Below are 15,635 nucleotides of genomic sequence, written 5' to 3' on the forward strand. Positions count from 1 at the left end.
ATGCATTACCCGTTACGCCTGACGACCATAGCGAGCGTGAACCACCTGATCCCATGCCGAACTCAGCAGTGAAACCGCTTAGCGCCGATGGTAGTGTGGGGTCTCCCCATGCGAGAGTAGGTCATCGTCAGGCACTTATACCGCAGAGAACCCAGCTACCAGGCTGGGTTTTTTGTTGCGCCGAAGAAAATTGCCGAAAAGATCAAGTGAAATAAAAACCCAGCCATATGGCTGGGTTTTTGCATTTAAGCGTTCAGAGAGCTGGATAATCCATTAACCGGAGAGTGACTCTAGGGCTTCAATGAAGCTATCCATCTCATCGTCGGTGCCGATGGAGATACGCAGGAAGTTGTTGAGTAGATTGGTATTGAAGTGGCGTACCAAAATGCCTCGCTCCCGAAGGCCCGCAAATAGCTGCGCACCGGCAAAGTCAGGGTGCTGAGCCAGCAGGAAATTGGCTTTTGAGGGCAGTACCTCAAAGCCCAGCCCTTCCAGCCGTTGGCGGGTTCGCTCACGGGTAGTAATGACGTTGTCCCGGCAGGCGTTGAAGTGCTGGGTATCTTTCAGTGCCTCAATACCGACCACACTGGCTAGGCTATCGACCGGATAGGAGTTAAACGAATCTTTTACCCGCTGTAAGCCTTCGATTAGCTCAGGGGAGCCAATCGCGTAGCCTAGACGTAAGCCCGCCAGACTGCGTGACTTGGAAAAGGTACCGGTGACCAGCAGGTTCGGATAACGCTCGACCAGTGCCACCGTGCTCTCTGCGCCAAAATCGACATAGGCTTCATCGATCAACACCACGCGATCCGCCACACGTTTCAGCAGTGCTTCGATGCTCTCAAGGGAGTGAGCGTGGCCAGTAGGCGCATTGGGGTTGGCAAAAATCACCCCGCTACGTTCGGAATCGTTGGCAAGCGCATCCAGGTCGACTTCCCATTGATTGTTAAGCGGATGCTTGCGCAGTTCCACGCCATACAGGTTGGCATACACCGGGTAGAAGCTGTAAGTAATCGACGGTACATCCAGCGGTGCCCCATGGCAGAAGAACGCCTGGAACGCGAACGCCAGCACTTCGTCAGAACCATTGCCAACAAAGGTTTCTGCTACGCTTACACCATACGTGTCTGCCAAGGTTTCACGCAGGGCCAAGGACGTCGGATCAGGATAGAGACGCAAATGATCAACTGCATAGTTGCGTAGTGCCTCGCTGACACCAGGGGCAGGTGGGTACGGGTTCTCGTTTGTATTGAGTTTGATAACGCGTTCACGGGGCTGCTCGCCTGGCACGTAAGGGGTAAGCTCCCTAACGGCTGGGCTCCAATATTGGCTCATAAGGGTAACCTGATTATCCTAGCGGTAATGGCACCATGGTCGCCTGATGGCCGCTAGAGCGCAAGCATTCCCATGCAGGCTAGGTGAGAACTTACTTCTACGTCAGAGGGGGTGGGCGTCGCACCTTGTAGCGGTTATGCTGTCATAAGCGCGCGAAAGAAATGTATGTCCAACACGATAAGGAGACACCCAATGCAATTCAGGAGTTTGCTAGCCGGTTCGGCTATGTTGGCACTGTTGGCGGGCTGCGCAGCTGGCCCAACGGATCAGCGCGAAGATGCAGGCATGACCGCATCACAGGCTAACTACCAAGGCACTCTGCCTTGCCGTAACTGTGACGGCATTGACCTGGATGTAACGTTGGTGGGAGAAGAGATGAGCGCCCCGGAAGAGCGGACGTTCACGCTGGATGCGACTTACCGTAATCACCCCCAGACACCGCCGGACGAGAACTATGCCGGTAACTGGGAAGTGTTGACCGGTACGCCCTCTGACCCCGATGCGACGGTCTACGAGCTGACGCCGAACGGCGACGGCCAAATCTACTACTTCCAGCGTATCGATGAGCGTACCTTGGAGCTGATCGACCCTGAGCGCCGCCGTTTCGAAAATGGCGAGATGCTGCAGCTACAGCGTCAGTAAGACCTTACGCGACGCTCGAAGGCGGCCACTGGCCGCCTTTTGCATTTCTGAGCACTCTTCTAGCCTTTAGTACGTGACGCAAGAGAAGGAGCAAACAGGCAGTGGCAAAAGCGAAAAGTGCCTTTGTCTGCACCGAATGCGGTGCAGAGTACCGTAAATGGCAGGGCCAGTGTACGAGCTGCCAAGAGTGGAACACGCTAACGGAGGTCAAGCTGGCAAGCGCTCGCCCCGGTAGCGGCACCACTACCGGGCGCGCCGGGTACGCAGGCGATCTATCACGAGATGTAGTCGACCTCAGTAATGTCGATTTAAGCGAGGTGCCAAGGCTGAGCTCCACCTTTGCAGAGTTTGACCGCGTGCTAGGCGGCGGCTTGGTGCCGGGCTCCGCCGTTTTGTTGGGTGGCAACCCAGGGGCTGGTAAATCGACGCTGCTGCTACAAACTGCCTGTAAGCTTGCCCAGCAGCGGCGTATTCTCTACGTCACGGGGGAGGAGTCGCTTTCCCAGGTGGCTATGCGCGCCCACCGCCTGCAGCTACCCACTAACGGGCTGAAGATGCTAGCGGAAACCAGCGTAGAGACCATTCTAGCGGTGGCCGAGCGGGAGAAGCCGGAAATATTGGTCATCGACTCCATTCAGACCATGCACTTGGAAGATATCAGTTCTGCCCCTGGCGGCGTTGCCCAGGTACGCGAATCCGCTGCCGCGCTTACCCGCTTTGCCAAGCAGACTAATACCGTGCTGCTGCTGGTGGGCCACGTCACCAAGGATGGCACCCTTGCGGGTCCCAAAGTGCTAGAGCATATGATTGACGCCTCGCTGCTGCTGGAAGGCGGTGCCGACTCCCGCTTTCGGACGCTGCGTGGGCAGAAGAACCGCTTTGGCGCGGTCAATGAGTTGGGCGTATTCGCCATGCTGGAGCAGGGGCTGAAAGAGGTGAAAAACCCCAGCGCGATATTTCTTTCGCGTCAAGAGGAGCAAGCGCCGGGCAGTCTCGTCATGGTGGTGTGGGAAGGTACGCGACCCATACTGGTAGAAGTACAGGCGTTAGTGGATGAGTCAGCGCTGGGCAATCCCCGCCGTGTGGCTGTGGGGGTCGATCAAAACCGCCTCGCCATGCTATTAGCCGTTCTTAACCGTCACGGCGGACTGTTTACCGGCGATCAGGATGTATTTCTTAACGTGGTGGGCGGTGTCAAAGTGCTGGAAACCAGCGCCGACCTCGCCGTGCTCTTGGCGGTCGTGTCGAGTCTGCAAAACCGCGCTTTACCGAAAGAGCTGGTCGTGTTTGGCGAAGTGGGTTTGTCCGGTGAGATACGCCCGGTACCCAGTGGGCAGGAGCGTATTGCAGAAGCGGCCAAACACGGTTTTCTTCGCGCTATCGTACCGCGTGCCAACGCCCCTAAGCAGGCACCCAAAGGCATGGAAGTGATCCCCGTGGATAAATTGAGCGATGCGCTAGAAGCGCTGTAACTTCGGCTATGCTTATCTAAAAAGGAGAGGGATGATGAGTTCGATTCGATTAACCCAATATAGCCACGGAGCGGGCTGCGGCTGCAAAATCGCCCCGGACGTACTCGATGGCATTCTCGCCAAGGCCGGACCGGCAGCCGGGCATCAGCGGCTGATCGTGGGCAACCAGGGGCGTGAAGACGCCGCCGTATACGATCTCGGCGACGGTCGCAGCATGATTGCCACCACCGACTTTTTCATGCCTATTGTCGATGACCCTTTTGATTTTGGCCGTATTGCCGCGACCAACGCCATTAGCGATGTGTACGCCATGGGTGGCACACCGGTCATGGCACTGGGCATTTTAGGCTGGCCGCTGGATAAACTTGGCCCAGAAATCGCCGGTGATGTGGTGGCGGGTGCCCAGGCCGTTTGCCGTGAACTGGGCATTGCCCTGGCCGGCGGTCACTCCATTGATGCCCCTGAGCCGATGTTTGGTTTAGCAGTGAACGGGCTGGTCGATCTTGAGCACTTAAAACTCAACAGCCAAGCTAAGCCCGGCGACCTGCTGTTTCTCACTAAACCGTTGGGCGTCGGGCTATTAACCACAGCGGAAAAGCGCGGCTTGCTAGAAGCCGGGCATCATGGCCTAGCCCGTGAAACCATGCTCAAACCCAACACCATTGGTATCGCGCTCTCCAAAGTGAAGGGCGTCAACGCCATGACGGATGTTACCGGCTTTGGTTTGGCAGGGCATCTCACCGAAATGTGCAGTGCCAGCGGTGTGATGGCGCAGATTGATTTCCGCCGTCTGCCCCGGTTAGCTGAAGCGGAAGGCTATCGCCGCCAAGGTGCCGTGCCCGGCGGCACCGTACGCAATCGCGACGCCCTGGGTAGCGCGCTGCCCGTCATGGATGAAGCCCACTGGCAGTGGCTCTGCGACCCGCAAACTTCTGGCGGGCTGCTGATTAGCGTAGACCCCGCATGGGAAGATGACGTTGAGCGTATTGGTCGTGAGTACGGCCTAACGTTGGAGCCGTTCGGTACCCTAAAAGCACCCCAGGGAGACGCTAAAATCGAGGTTATTGGATGACCCTGCCGACCACGCCTGCGTCCCTTAAGGTGATTGCGTCAAACACGCCGCTGATTGATGTACGCGCCCCGGTAGAGTTTGCCCAAGGCAGCCTGCCGGGGGCGGTCAACCTACCGCTGATGGTGGATGAAGAGCGCCACCAGGTAGGCATTGCCTACAAGCAGCAGGGCCAGCAAGCCGCCATCGCGCTGGGTGAGCGGCTGGTCAGCGGTGAAATAAAGCAAGCGCGTGTCGCCGCTTGGCAGGCCTACTTAGCCCAGCACCCGGATGCGAGTATCTACTGCTTTCGCGGCGGTCTGCGCTCGCAAATTGCCCAGCAGTGGCTTGTCGATGCAGGGCTTCATCGCCCACGCATTGAAGGCGGCTGGAAAGCGCTACGCCAGCAGCTCTGCCAACGGATTGACGAAGCCGCGCAGCAGCCTATGCTGGTGGTGGCAGGGCTCACCGGCTGCGCTAAGACGAAGCTGATTAACCAACTGCCCAACGGCATTGATTTGGAAGCCTGCGCCAATCATAAAGGTTCTGCTTTTGGGCGGCAGCCCGACGAACCCACCACCCAAATCGATTTTGAGCACGCGCTGGGCCAGCGTTTGATTGGGCAGCCGGGTAAGCTTGTGTTGGAAGATGAGTCCCGACAGATTGGCAATGCCAATCTCCCGCTCGATTTTTGGCATGCCCTACAGCAAGCGCCGCGTATTCGTATCGAAATGCCGCTAGATTGGCGGCTAGATCAGCTACGCCGCGACTATATCGAAGCGCTAGAGCAGGGTTACGCCGCTCGCTTTGGCCCAGAGGAAGGGTGGCAGCGCATGCAGCGTCAACTGGCGAGCGCGTTAGAGCGGCTGGCAAAACGCCTGGGCAATGCCCGGCTACAGCGTTTGCAACGTATGCAGGCCATGGCTTTCCGTGCCCATGCCGCCGGGGATATCCAAGCCCATGAGGCGTGGCTTGCCCCGCTGCTGACCGAATATTACGACCCGCTCTACCGTTACCACTTGGAGAAACAGCAGGGAAACCGGCCCACAGAACTTCATATAGGCGATTGGGAGAGCTGTCTCGCCGCTGCCAAACAGTGGAGTGCTTAGCGGCGGCAGGTGGTGGGGGTTAAGCGCGTTTCAGCCACTGGGTCATGACGCGATCTAACAGCGGTGCCAAGCGCTGAAAGCGCGTGGGGTCTTCCAGTATCTGCTCATCGGTTTGCACAAAGTGCCCGCTGGAAGGGCTTTTCGCCGTGGGCCGCTCGTTGGCGTTCAGCAGCGGTGCTACGCTGGCCTGGGTCGTTTCAAAGTGGCATAGCAGGCCCGCCACGCGGCCTGCGTCCCAGCTAAACCCTTGCAGCGGGGAGGCGGCACTGCCGCCTAATGGTAGCGCGCCATCGGGTAGGCTAAACACCAGGCGGTGCCACATAAAGGCCTCAAACTGCTCGGGTAGGTCGAAGGTGCTTTCCGAGGCTAGAGTGACGGTATGCCAGCCGGTTTCGGGGTAGGTGCCAGGGGCGACGACCGCCTCAAGCGCTTCCGCGATCCATAGCGCCCCTAGACCAATGCCCAGAATAGGTTTTTGGCCGTCCAAGTAGCGATTGATCAGTTTGCGCTCCGCTTTATGCCAAGCGGGCGGTTCGCTCAACAGGGCTTCGGGGCCATCTAGCACGATGAGCGCATCGCACTCCCCAGGGCGAGGCGTGAGTTCGCCCGCGTAGAGGTGAAAAACGGTGTAACTATGGCCCATACTCTCAAGCCAGTCGGTCAGACGGGCGGGGCCATGGTCAGGGCCGTGCTGTAGCAGATGAATATGCATGGTAATCTCCTCGCCGGCCGAGCACATCAAACGCCGCGGGGGTCGCCCGCCGCGTGGGTGCGACGATAACGCATCGCGTTCATTTCACCAACACAGTTTCACAGACTCAGTTTCATAGACTCAGTTTCACAAACCTAGTGACCCAGGAAATCAGCATGGTGGCTAAACCCCAAGGATTTTATCAGCGGCTTCAACTGCTGCCGCTGCCCGCCCAGCAAGCATTTATGGCAGCGCTGTGCGAGCGGCTGTTACCCAACTACGCCCTTTATGAGCAAACCAGCGGCCATGGCGATGGGCACACCCTGCGCACTGTGCTGAATCTTGTATGGGAGCGCCTTAGCGTACCCAACGCCAGCATCGACTTTGCCCGCCAAGCGGAAAAGCTGGCCGAATGCGAGCCGCCGGAGGGCGATGAGAGCTTCGGCGCACGTCGGGCGCTGGATGCGGTCGTGTCAATCTCTGCGTTACTCGATACGCTGCAAGGCGAATCCCCCGAAGCCGTGCTGGATGTCAGCCGCACCTCGCGGGCTGGTGTGCGGGCGTTTATCGAACTCACCGAAGGGGAAGTGGACGCTCAAGCATTGGCGCTGCTCATTCGCGACCATCCGCTGATGGAAGACGAAAACGACTTCCAAGACGCGGTGCTAGAAGCGGTCAGCGAACCGATCAACAAAGCCTCTTTAAAAGAGATCCGCACGCTTGGGCGTAATAACGGCATTAGTAACTTAGGGCTTACCTTGGACGATAACGACGGCTAGGACGTTAAAAACGCACGCCTGCTGTCACCATCATGCCTGCCGTACCGAAGATAATCAGATCAGACTCCACACGCCCCCACTGCACGCCAATGCTAGGTAGCAGCGCGGGGGCCACCTCTAAATGGTTGAGGGGGATCTTATCCCGGTACTCATCTTGATAACCGCGCAGCAGACCGCCGGTCAGTTTGGCACGTACGTTTATCTCATCGGCGAACTGCCATAGCGGAAACTCCCGGCCAGCGTAAAAATACCACGTAGGCTGATCAAAGGAGTTTTTGAACCAAGCAGCCCCCGCCAACCAGCGGTCAGGGTTATGCAGCTCAATACTCAGTAAGTTCTGCTGATTAGTATGCTCAGGGTCTGGGTCAAAATGGCGGGTGAGTAAGCTGGTTTGTACCAGCGTGTGGTCAAGCGCAAGGGTAGGAGGCCAATCCGGCAAAGAGAAGGCTGAGGCAGACGCGCTCAGCCAAATCCCTGCTATCCCTCCAATCCATGGAACGTAGCGACGCATTAAAAGCCCCTCAGTGAAGGGATAAGTGTGAGTTACAAGCGCATTTCAATGCCGCGCTCGGCCATATAGCGTTTTGCTTCTGGAATGGTGTACTCGCCAAAGTGGAAGATACTCGCCGCCAGCACCGCATCGGCACCGCCTTTAAGCACGCCATCCACCAAGTGATCTAAATTGCCGACGCCGCCGGAAGCAATTACCGGCACGCTCACCGCTTCAGAAATGGCATGGGTGACGCCTAGGTCAAAGCCAATCTTCGTGCCGTCGCGGTCCATGCTGGTCAGCAGCAGCTCGCCTGCGCCAAACTCGACCATTTCCTTGGCCCACTCCACCGCATCCAGGCCGGTGGGGCGACGGCCGCCGTGGGTGAAAATCTCCCAGCGGTCAGGCTCGCCTTCCTTAGACACTTTTTTAGCGTCAATCGCCACCACAATGCACTGGCTGCCAAAACGCTCGGCGGCTTCACGCACAAATTCGGGGTTCGTCACCGCCGCGGTATTGATTGAGACCTTATCGGCCCCAGCGTTCAGCATGGTGCGGATATCGTCGCAGGTACGAATGCCGCCTCCCACGGTTAAGGGAATAAACACCTCACCCGCAATACGCTCGACCATATCCACCGTGGTGGCGCGGTCTTCGTGGCTCGCGGTGATATCAAGAAAGGTGATTTCATCGGCACCCTGCTGGTTATAGCGCTGAGCGATCTCCACCGGGTCGCCCGCGTCACGAATACCCACAAAGTTAACGCCTTTCACCACGCGCCCGGCATCCACATCCAGGCAGGGGATAATGCGTTTGGCTAAGCTCATTCGCTACCTCCACTCAACTGATCGCTTAAGCGCTGGGCTTCAGCGACATCCAGGCTGCCTTCGTAAATCGCCCGTCCGGTAATTGCGCCCAAAATGCCGCTATCGGCGACATCGCACAGGGCACGAATATCGTCCAGATTGGTTACGCCGCCGGAGGCGATCACCGGTAGGCCGCCTTCGCGGGCCAGTGCGGCGGTGGCTTCCACATTGACACCCTGCATCATGCCGTCGCGGGCAATATCGGTGTACACAATGCTGGAAACACCGTCGTTAGCGAAGCGCTTGGCAAGCTCGGTAGCTTTGACGGTGGAGACTTCTGCCCAGCCATCGGTGGCCACATAGCCATCTTTGGCATCCAGGCCAACAATAATGTGGCCAGGGAAGGCGCGGCACATTTCACCCACAAACTCAGGCTCTTTGACCGCTTTGGTACCGATGATCACGTAAGAAACACCGGCGCTGAGGTAGTGTTCAATCGTCTCTGCCGAGCGGATGCCACCGCCAATTTGAATCGGCAGGTTCGGGTAAGCGCGGGCAATGGCGGTGACCGCCTCACCGTTCACCGGCTTGCCTTCAAAGGCACCGTTCAAATCCACTAGGTGCAAACGGCGCGCGCCTGCTTCTACCCAGCGCGCGGCCATGGCCACCGGGTCGTCGCCGTAGGAGGTCGCATCGTCCATGCGGCCCTGCTTTAAGCGCACACACTGGCCGTCTTTGAGATCGATCGCGGGAATTACCAACATAGTGAAACCTCTCAGGGCGTCCAGGTGACAAAATTTTCCAGCAGGCGCAGGCCCGCACGGGAGCTTTTTTCCGGGTGGAACTGCACGGCAAAGGTGGCATCGCGGCCAATCGCCACGTGAGCGCTCACACTGCCGTACTGGGTGGTGCCGAATACCTGGGCATCGTCGGCGGCATTGACGTAATAGCTGTGCACGAAATAGAAGTGCTCATGATTATCGATGCCTGCCCAGAGCGGGTGGTCGTGGTGTTGATTCACCAGGTTCCAACCCATGTGCGGTACTTTCAAGCGCTGCTCTTGCGCGTCGCGCATATTGGCCGGGAAGCGGTCTACGCTGCCTTGGAAAAACCCCAAACAGTCCACGCCGCCATTCTCTTCGCTGCGCTCCATCAGCATCTGCTGGCCCACGCAAATGCCCAGCAGCGGTTTGGCTTGGCGGGTTAACACGTCATCCACTAGGCCGCGCAGTTCGGTGCGTTCGAGTTCGCCAACGCAGTCACGAATCGCCCCTTGGCCCGGCAGCACTAGACGGGTAGCGCCCAGAATACGCCGTGGGTCGCGGGTGATGATCACATTCTCATGGGTGACGTGCTCAAGCGCTTTAGCCACGGAGTGTAGGTTGCCCATTCCATAATCGATTACCGCAATGGTCATGAAGCGCTCCTTAAGGTCGTGGGCGATAGATTCGTAGGCGAGAGGCGTGCCGTTACGCCGCTAACCGCAACGATCGGCATTATAAGCTGCCTTTGGTAGAGGGCATTTGCCCAGCCATGCGCGGGTCTTCCGCAACGGCCATACGCAGTGCGCGGCCAAAGGCTTTGAAAATGGTTTCGGCCTGATGGTGAGCATTAAAGCCTTTTACGTTGTCGATATGCAGCGTCACTCGAGCATGGTTCACAAAGCCTTGGAAAAATTCCCAGAACAGCTGCGTATCCATACTGCCAATGGTATCGCGGGTGAACTCGACATTCATATAAAGGCCGGGGCGGCCGGAGAAATCAATCACTACCCGAGAGAGCGCCTCATCCAGCGGCACATAAGCGTGGCCGTAGCGGTAGATGCCGCGCTTATCGCCAATGGCCTCGTTGAATGCCTGGCCCAGGGTGATGCCCAAATCTTCAACGGTGTGGTGGTCGTCGATATGCAGGTCGCCTTTGGCATGAATATCGAGATCTACCATCCCATGCCGAGCCACTTGATCCAGCATGTGGTCTAGAAACGGAACGCCAGTTTCACAGTTCAAGCGGCCTTCGCCGTCAAGGTTGACGCTGACCGTAATCTGCGTTTCGTTGGTGTCACGGCTTACCGTGGCAATACGCGCTGACATGTTGCATCTCCTGCGCCGGGGCGCACTCTGAGGAATAATCGGCGGGCAGCAACTGCGGCCAAAACAACCATTATAGAGAATCGGCGCCCCCATCCGCTACAATGCGGGGAATGTCGCCGCTGTTTGCGGCGCTAACATAGCAGCCTAGCTGCGTTGGCAACGAGGATTTCACCATGCCGGTGACACTGCAATATGTCGACCAGGCCCGTTGGGAAGCAGAAGAGCAGGTGCGCATCGACTTAGTGCGCATATATGAAGACGCGCCCCAAGAGCGCATGCCCACTCCCACGGTTTTGCCATTTATCGAACAGCATTTAAAGGAACAGCAATTTTTTGCCTGTGCCCACTTCAATGACCGCCTGTTAGGCGCGGTGGCGGTGCAAGAAGCCGACGACCGCGCCTGGTGGCTGTCTGAGCTATGCGTGCGTAAAACTACGCGTCGTCGCGGTGTCGGCTCACGGCTGATGGCGCTAGTGGGCGAGCAAGCCAAGCAAGATGGCCGCGTACTGCGTATTGCTACCACCACTCTGCCGCTGGCAGACCGAGTACTGCTATCGAAATTAGGCTTTCGACCCGTTGCCGAGACCTCGTCTTCTGCCCCGGACCTGCCGGCGACCAGTGATTTTGTTGAGCTAGACCCACAAGGAAAAGGGTAATGAAACAGCTATTACGTATTTTGCTGGCCGCCATAGGCATTTTAGCCATTGTGGCAGTGGCCGCCGTGGTGTACGTCACCACCTTTTTAGACCCAGAAGACTTCAAACCACGCTTAACCGCTGTGGTCGAGGAGCAAACCGGCCTGAACTTAGCTCTGGAAGGCCCGATTACCTGGTCGTTTTACCCTCGTATTGGTGTCAGCGTTGAGCAGGCGCGCGCCTGGCTGCCTGATCAAGCACAAGATGAAACCGCCTTCGCCGCCATTAACCGTGCTGAAGTGAGCGTTGCCTTTGCTCCGCTGCTGCGCGGAGAGATTGCCGTGGATGGCCTGACGCTGGATGGCATGCGCCTCAATTTGGAGAAGAACGCTGAAGGCGAGGGCAACTGGCAGCCGCTGTTGGAGCGACTCTCTGAGCACAACAACGAATCCGCTGAAACCGTGCTAGCTCCGGCAAGTGCTGGCCCCAATGCCGATGCAGGCAGCCTCTCGGTGGTATTAAGCATCGCCAGCGTCGAAGTAAAAAATGCTGATATTCGTTACCGCGATGAGCAGAATCAAGCGCTCTGGCGGGTTCAGCCGCTGAATATTTCAGGCACCAATGTGAATCCGGTACGCTCCTTCCCGCTAAAAGCCATGTTCACGCTTACTAAGCATGACCGGCTGGATGCCGAAGAGCTTGAGCGCGCGCCAAACATGACCAGCGAGGTAAATCTTGAAACACGCCTGCGGCTTGGCCTAGAAGATGAACAGATCATCTTTGAAAACACCCAGCTAACCACGCATACCCGTCAGGGAGAAGCGAGCGAACCGCAGCAGCTCAGCTTAAAAGCGGCTGAAATTGTTGCCCGTTTAGCTGAGCAACAACTAAGCGTTACCGAAGGCGTGCTGGAAGCTGGGCTGCGCCACCCAGAAAACTGGCAAGGCAGTCTTGCCGTTGCCCTAGCATTTGGCCTGGAAACCGATTTTGCCGCCCAAACCGCGCAGCTTAAAGAGGTTCAGCTCACCGGGCCGGACGGCCTGCGTGTAAGCGGCCACTTGAATGTCGAGCAACTGCTGGACGCGCCGCAGTACAGCGGGCAACTGACCGCCGCGCCGTTTACGCTGCGGCCTTGGATTTCCCGCACGGGTGTGAAGCTCAATACTGCCAGCGAAGCCGCACTTAGCGATGTCGCGCTCACCAGCCCCATCGAAGGCAGCTTGAAGCGTATCTCCCTGCCGCGCCTCTCGCTGGTGGTAGATGACAGCACCTTTACCGGCGATATTGCCGCCGCGCTGGATGGTACCCAGCTCTCCTTCAACCTAGAAGGCGATACGCTCAATCTGGATCACTACCTGCCTGGCCCCGAAACCGCGCAGCAAGCCAGCCGTGGCCTGCTGCGTAAAGCCTTTGCTCAAACCAGCGGAACGCTGCTGCCCCAGGCATGGTTAAGTACGCTCACCCTTCAGGGCGATTTGAGCGTCGACCAACTGCTACTGGCTGGGCTGACTTTTGACGATACTCAGCTGGCGCTGCGCGGTGAAAACGGCAACCACCGCCTCACTGCCTTTGAGTCCCGTTTCTACGAAGGGGAATTGAGCGCCACCGGCCAGCTGGATGCCACTGGTGATGTACTGGAGTGGCAGCTCTCGCCCAGCATTAGCAATGTGCAGGTAGCACCGTTAATCGAAACCTTCAGCGAAGAAGAGGCCCCGCTGCGCGGACGCTTCAATCTAGACGGCGCGCTGACTACCCAAGGCAACCGCCGCGATGTGCTCACCAGCAACCTCAACGGCGAATTAACCGCGCGGCTCAACGATGGCGCGATTCTACGCACCAACATCTCCCGAGAGATGTGCGAGCTGGTTGCTCAGCTAGAAGGCCAGCAGGTGGAGCGAGAATGGCACCCGGACACCCGCTTTGAGCGTTTTGAAGCCACCTTCCAGGTGCGCAACGGCGTGGTTGAAAGTGACGACTTGCTGATTACGCTACCGGGTATCAACGTGCAAGGGGAGGGCGACTTCAACCTCAATAGCCTCAACTTCACGACTCAAGCGAACGCACGGCTAGTGGATACCGCTGACGCCGCCTGCCAAGTCAACCCACGGCTTCAGCAGCTGTCGCTGCCGGTAAGCTGTGAAGGCCATGTAGGTGACGATAAAGCCCAGTGGTGCCGCTTCGACCGCACCGCCTTCGAAGCATCGGTGGTTGATCTGCTGCGTAACGAAGCCGGGAGCCGGGTAGAAGAAGAGCTAGAAGAGCGGATTGGTGAATCCATCGACCGCATTGATGAGCGCTTAGGCGAAGGCGCAGGCCAAGAGCTGCGTGACGGTATTCGTCGCCTGTTTAACTAACCAAAGACTGCTTAACGCCTAGCCGCGTTAATGCATCACGCACCGCACGCGCCGGCCTTACCGCCGGCGCTGTCGTTCATAGCGAGTGTTTTAAGGAATAACGATGGCCGATATGCCCACGCCGTGCCTACCGGCGGAAGAGTTTCAACACCGGCTGCTCACTTGGTTTAACAAGCATGGCCGCCACGACCTGCCTTGGCAGTCGCCGCGCAGCGCCTACCGGGTTTGGGTGTCTGAAATTATGCTGCAGCAAACCCAAGTGACTACAGTGATTCCCTACTTTGAGCGCTTTATGTCCCGCTTCCCCACGCTGGAAGCCCTGGCCACCGCGCCGCAAGATGACGTATTGCACCACTGGACGGGCCTGGGCTATTACGCCCGTGCCCGCAACCTGCACAAAGCGGCCCAGGTCGCCATGGAAGAGCACGGTGGCGAGCTACCCACCGAGAGCGTAGAAACGCTGATGGCGCTACCTGGTATTGGCCGCTCTACCGCTGGCGCGATTATCTCCCAAAGCACCGGCCGGCAGGCCGCTATTCTGGATGGCAATGTAAAGCGCTCGCTCACCCGTCTACACGCGGTAGCGGGCTGGCCGGGCAAGCCAGCAGTAGAACGCTCGCTGTGGGCGCTGGCCGAATACTTTACGCCCACCACACGGCTGGCGGATTACACCCAAGCCGTGATGGATTTTGGCGCGACACTGTGTAAGCGCAGCAAACCCGACTGTTTGATTTGTCCATTTAATGACGTATGCCGCGCCTACGCCCAAGGCGAGCCGCAGCGCTACCCAGAATCTAAGCCCAAAAAAGCCACCCCCACCCGCGAAACCATTATGTTGATGCTACGCGACCCACAAGGGCGCGTATGGCTAGAGCAGCGGCCACCTAGCGGCCTATGGGGCGGTTTATGGAGCCTGCCGCAGTTTGAGCGCCACAGCGAACTCAACGACTGGCTGGAAGACAACACCAAAGCCCCCGAGCGCCACGCTGCGCTGCCCAGCTTCACCCACACCTTCAGCCATTTTAAGCTGATGATTACGCCGCAGCCTGTTACCTGCAAACGAATCAGCGGCGTTCGCGAAAGCGGCGTATGGTATGACGTTAATCATCCGCCTGCGTTAGGCTTAGCGGCACCGGTTAAATCGCTGTTAAGCCAGTTGGCACCATTTACCCTAGACCCAACCCCAGGGCCTTCTTACTAACATCACAGGCTGACAGCCACCTACACACAACGTACTCAATAGGAGCACGCCATGAGCAACACGGTATTCTGCCGCAAGTATCAACAAGAGCTACCCGCGCTGCCGTTCCCGCCACTGCCGGGTAAGCAGGGCCAAGAGATTCAGGCCACGGTATCTAAAAAAGCGTGGGAAGAGTGGCAGGCGCTGCAAACCCGCCTGATCAATGAGAAGCACCTCAACATGCTGGAGCCAGAAGCACGCACCTATCTAATGGATCAGATGCAGCGCTTTCTAGATAACGAAACCACCGACCAAGCAGAAGGGTACGTGCCGCCCAGCCAGGCATAAACCTAGAAACGCAGCGCAAAGCCACGAATGGCGTGGCCTTTGCCACTTTTGGTTCAACGCCTGATGTGCCCTAAGCACGTGACTAGAAAGAAAGTTTCACAAAGGTGTTGACGAAAAGAGGAGCTTTTGGTTTAATACGCACCGTTGGCAAGGGCCAGATAGCTCAGTTGGTAGAGCAGGGGATTGAAAATCCCCGTGTCGGCGGTTCGATTCCGTCTCTGGCCACCACAACGTTGGGGTATCGCCAAGTGGTAAGGCACCGGTTTTTGGTATCGGCATTCCCAGGTTCGAATCCTGGTACCCCAGCCATTGCCAACAAGATTTCTTGTTGATTGGCTAGTCTAACGGCAACCCAATCAAGTTCTCAAGAAAATGCGAAGCGCCGACATAGCTCAGTTGGTAGAGCAACTGACTTGTAATCAGTAGGTCCCGGGTTCGACTCCTGGTGTCGGCACCACTTAAGTGGTTGAAAAGCAAAGCATTAGAGAATACAAAAGGCCACCCAAGCGGGTGGCCTTTTTTGTTTGCCCGGCGAAGCCGGCAAACCCGGCCATCTGAAAGAAGATGGCGTCACCCCGACTGAGGGGAAGACAATCCGACTGGCAAGGGCGTCACTGGCCAACGGTGGGGTCTGAAGGAAGCCATAGGAAGTTAAC

General features: G+C 57.7%; 16 protein-coding genes, 3 tRNA genes and 1 rRNA gene. 13 read left to right on the forward strand and 7 right to left on the reverse strand.

Features of this window, described 5'->3' with window-relative positions:
• Positions 1 to 17 precede the first annotated feature (17 nt).
• Positions 18 to 133, forward strand: a 5S ribosomal RNA gene (rrf, locus tag AC13CN_RS03345).
• A 140-nt stretch (positions 134 to 273) separates the two neighbouring features.
• Here rrf and hisC read toward each other — a convergent pair.
• Complete coding sequence (hisC, locus tag AC13CN_RS03350) at positions 274 to 1,335, reverse strand: histidinol-phosphate transaminase (protein ID WP_082051480.1); 1,062 nt, start codon at positions 1,333 to 1,335, stop codon at positions 274 to 276.
• Between the two features lie 192 nt (positions 1,336 to 1,527).
• Here hisC and AC13CN_RS03355 point away from each other — a divergent pair, with 192 nt between their 5' ends.
• The 4 genes from AC13CN_RS03355 (at position 1,528) to mnmH (ending at position 5,606) form a co-directional block, all read left to right on the forward strand.
• Positions 1,528 to 1,977: a copper resistance protein NlpE N-terminal domain-containing protein gene (locus tag AC13CN_RS03355; RefSeq protein ID WP_044630451.1), complete on the forward strand. Its 450-nt coding sequence runs from the start codon at positions 1,528 to 1,530 to the stop codon at positions 1,975 to 1,977.
• Positions 1,978 to 2,078: 101 nt separating this feature from the next.
• Positions 2,079 to 3,449, forward strand: a complete 1,371-nt coding sequence (gene radA, locus AC13CN_RS03360; RefSeq protein WP_044630452.1) for a DNA repair protein RadA — start codon at positions 2,079 to 2,081, stop codon at positions 3,447 to 3,449.
• Positions 3,450 to 3,480: 31 nt separating this feature from the next.
• A complete protein-coding gene (gene selD / locus AC13CN_RS03365) occupies positions 3,481 to 4,521 on the forward strand; it encodes a selenide, water dikinase SelD (RefSeq protein WP_044630453.1) in 1,041 nt (346 codons plus the stop codon).
• Complete coding sequence (mnmH, locus tag AC13CN_RS03370) at positions 4,518 to 5,606, forward strand: tRNA 2-selenouridine(34) synthase MnmH (RefSeq protein ID WP_044630454.1); 1,089 nt, start codon at positions 4,518 to 4,520, stop codon at positions 5,604 to 5,606. The genes selD and mnmH overlap by 4 nt, the downstream gene beginning before the upstream one ends.
• Positions 5,607 to 5,625: 19 nt before the next feature.
• Here the strand turns inward: mnmH and AC13CN_RS03375 are convergent, their stop codons facing one another.
• Positions 5,626 to 6,318 carry a type 1 glutamine amidotransferase gene (locus AC13CN_RS03375; RefSeq protein ID WP_044630455.1) on the reverse strand — a complete coding sequence of 231 codons (693 nt, stop codon included), beginning with the start codon at positions 6,316 to 6,318 and terminating at the stop codon, positions 5,626 to 5,628.
• A 155-nt stretch (positions 6,319 to 6,473) separates the two neighbouring features.
• On the opposite strand from AC13CN_RS03375, the gene AC13CN_RS03380 reads away from it, so the two are divergent.
• A complete protein-coding gene (locus AC13CN_RS03380) occupies positions 6,474 to 7,076 on the forward strand; it encodes a YjaG family protein (RefSeq protein ID WP_044630456.1) in 603 nt (200 codons plus the stop codon).
• Positions 7,077 to 7,080: 4 nt separating this feature from the next.
• Here the strand turns inward: AC13CN_RS03380 and AC13CN_RS03385 are convergent, their stop codons facing one another.
• The 5 genes from AC13CN_RS03385 to hisB form a co-directional block, all read right to left on the reverse strand.
• Positions 7,081 to 7,587 carry a hypothetical protein gene (locus tag AC13CN_RS03385; protein WP_052509970.1) on the reverse strand — a complete coding sequence of 169 codons (507 nt, stop codon included), beginning with the start codon at positions 7,585 to 7,587 and terminating at the stop codon, positions 7,081 to 7,083.
• A gap of 32 nt (positions 7,588 to 7,619) precedes the next feature.
• The gene (gene hisF / locus AC13CN_RS03390) at positions 7,620 to 8,393 is read right to left on the reverse strand and encodes an imidazole glycerol phosphate synthase subunit HisF (RefSeq protein ID WP_044630457.1); all 774 of its coding nucleotides are present in this window, start codon (positions 8,391 to 8,393) and stop codon (positions 7,620 to 7,622) included.
• Positions 8,390 to 9,136 carry a 1-(5-phosphoribosyl)-5-[(5-phosphoribosylamino)methylideneamino]imidazole-4-carboxamide isomerase gene (hisA, locus tag AC13CN_RS03395; RefSeq protein WP_044630458.1) on the reverse strand — a complete coding sequence of 249 codons (747 nt, stop codon included), beginning with the start codon at positions 9,134 to 9,136 and terminating at the stop codon, positions 8,390 to 8,392. The genes hisF and hisA overlap by 4 nt, the downstream gene beginning before the upstream one ends.
• An 11-nt stretch (positions 9,137 to 9,147) precedes the next feature.
• Positions 9,148 to 9,789 (reverse strand): imidazole glycerol phosphate synthase subunit HisH, encoded by a 642-nt coding sequence (gene hisH / locus AC13CN_RS03400; protein WP_044630459.1) that lies wholly within the window; start codon positions 9,787 to 9,789, stop codon positions 9,148 to 9,150.
• A gap of 79 nt (positions 9,790 to 9,868) precedes the next feature.
• On the reverse strand, positions 9,869 to 10,462 hold the full coding sequence (gene hisB, locus AC13CN_RS03405) for an imidazoleglycerol-phosphate dehydratase HisB (RefSeq protein WP_044630460.1): 594 nt from the start codon (positions 10,460 to 10,462) through the stop codon (positions 9,869 to 9,871).
• A gap of 173 nt (positions 10,463 to 10,635) precedes the next feature.
• On the opposite strand from hisB, the gene AC13CN_RS03410 reads away from it, so the two are divergent.
• The 7 genes from AC13CN_RS03410 (at position 10,636) to AC13CN_RS03440 (ending at position 15,436) form a co-directional block, all read left to right on the forward strand.
• The gene (locus AC13CN_RS03410; protein WP_044630461.1) at positions 10,636 to 11,118 is read left to right on the forward strand and encodes a GNAT family N-acetyltransferase; all 483 of its coding nucleotides are present in this window, start codon (positions 10,636 to 10,638) and stop codon (positions 11,116 to 11,118) included.
• Positions 11,118 to 13,451: an AsmA family protein gene (locus AC13CN_RS03415; RefSeq protein WP_044630462.1), complete on the forward strand. Its 2,334-nt coding sequence runs from the start codon at positions 11,118 to 11,120 to the stop codon at positions 13,449 to 13,451. Before AC13CN_RS03410 ends, AC13CN_RS03415 begins: the two co-directional genes overlap by 1 nt.
• Before the next feature lie 103 nt (positions 13,452 to 13,554).
• On the forward strand, positions 13,555 to 14,652 hold the full coding sequence (mutY, locus tag AC13CN_RS03420) for an A/G-specific adenine glycosylase (RefSeq protein ID WP_058577851.1): 1,098 nt from the start codon (positions 13,555 to 13,557) through the stop codon (positions 14,650 to 14,652).
• 51 nt (positions 14,653 to 14,703) lie between these two features.
• A complete protein-coding gene (locus AC13CN_RS03425) occupies positions 14,704 to 14,979 on the forward strand; it encodes an oxidative damage protection protein (RefSeq protein WP_044630464.1) in 276 nt (91 codons plus the stop codon).
• Between the two features lie 152 nt (positions 14,980 to 15,131).
• Positions 15,132 to 15,207, forward strand: a tRNA-Phe gene (locus tag AC13CN_RS03430).
• A gap of 6 nt (positions 15,208 to 15,213) precedes the next feature.
• Positions 15,214 to 15,288 (forward strand) — tRNA-Gln (locus tag AC13CN_RS03435).
• A 72-nt stretch (positions 15,289 to 15,360) separates the two neighbouring features.
• A tRNA-Thr gene (locus AC13CN_RS03440) sits at positions 15,361 to 15,436 on the forward strand.
• Positions 15,437 to 15,635: the final 199 nt, after the last annotated feature.

This window comes from Vreelandella sp. L-25 (assembly GCF_056857535.1).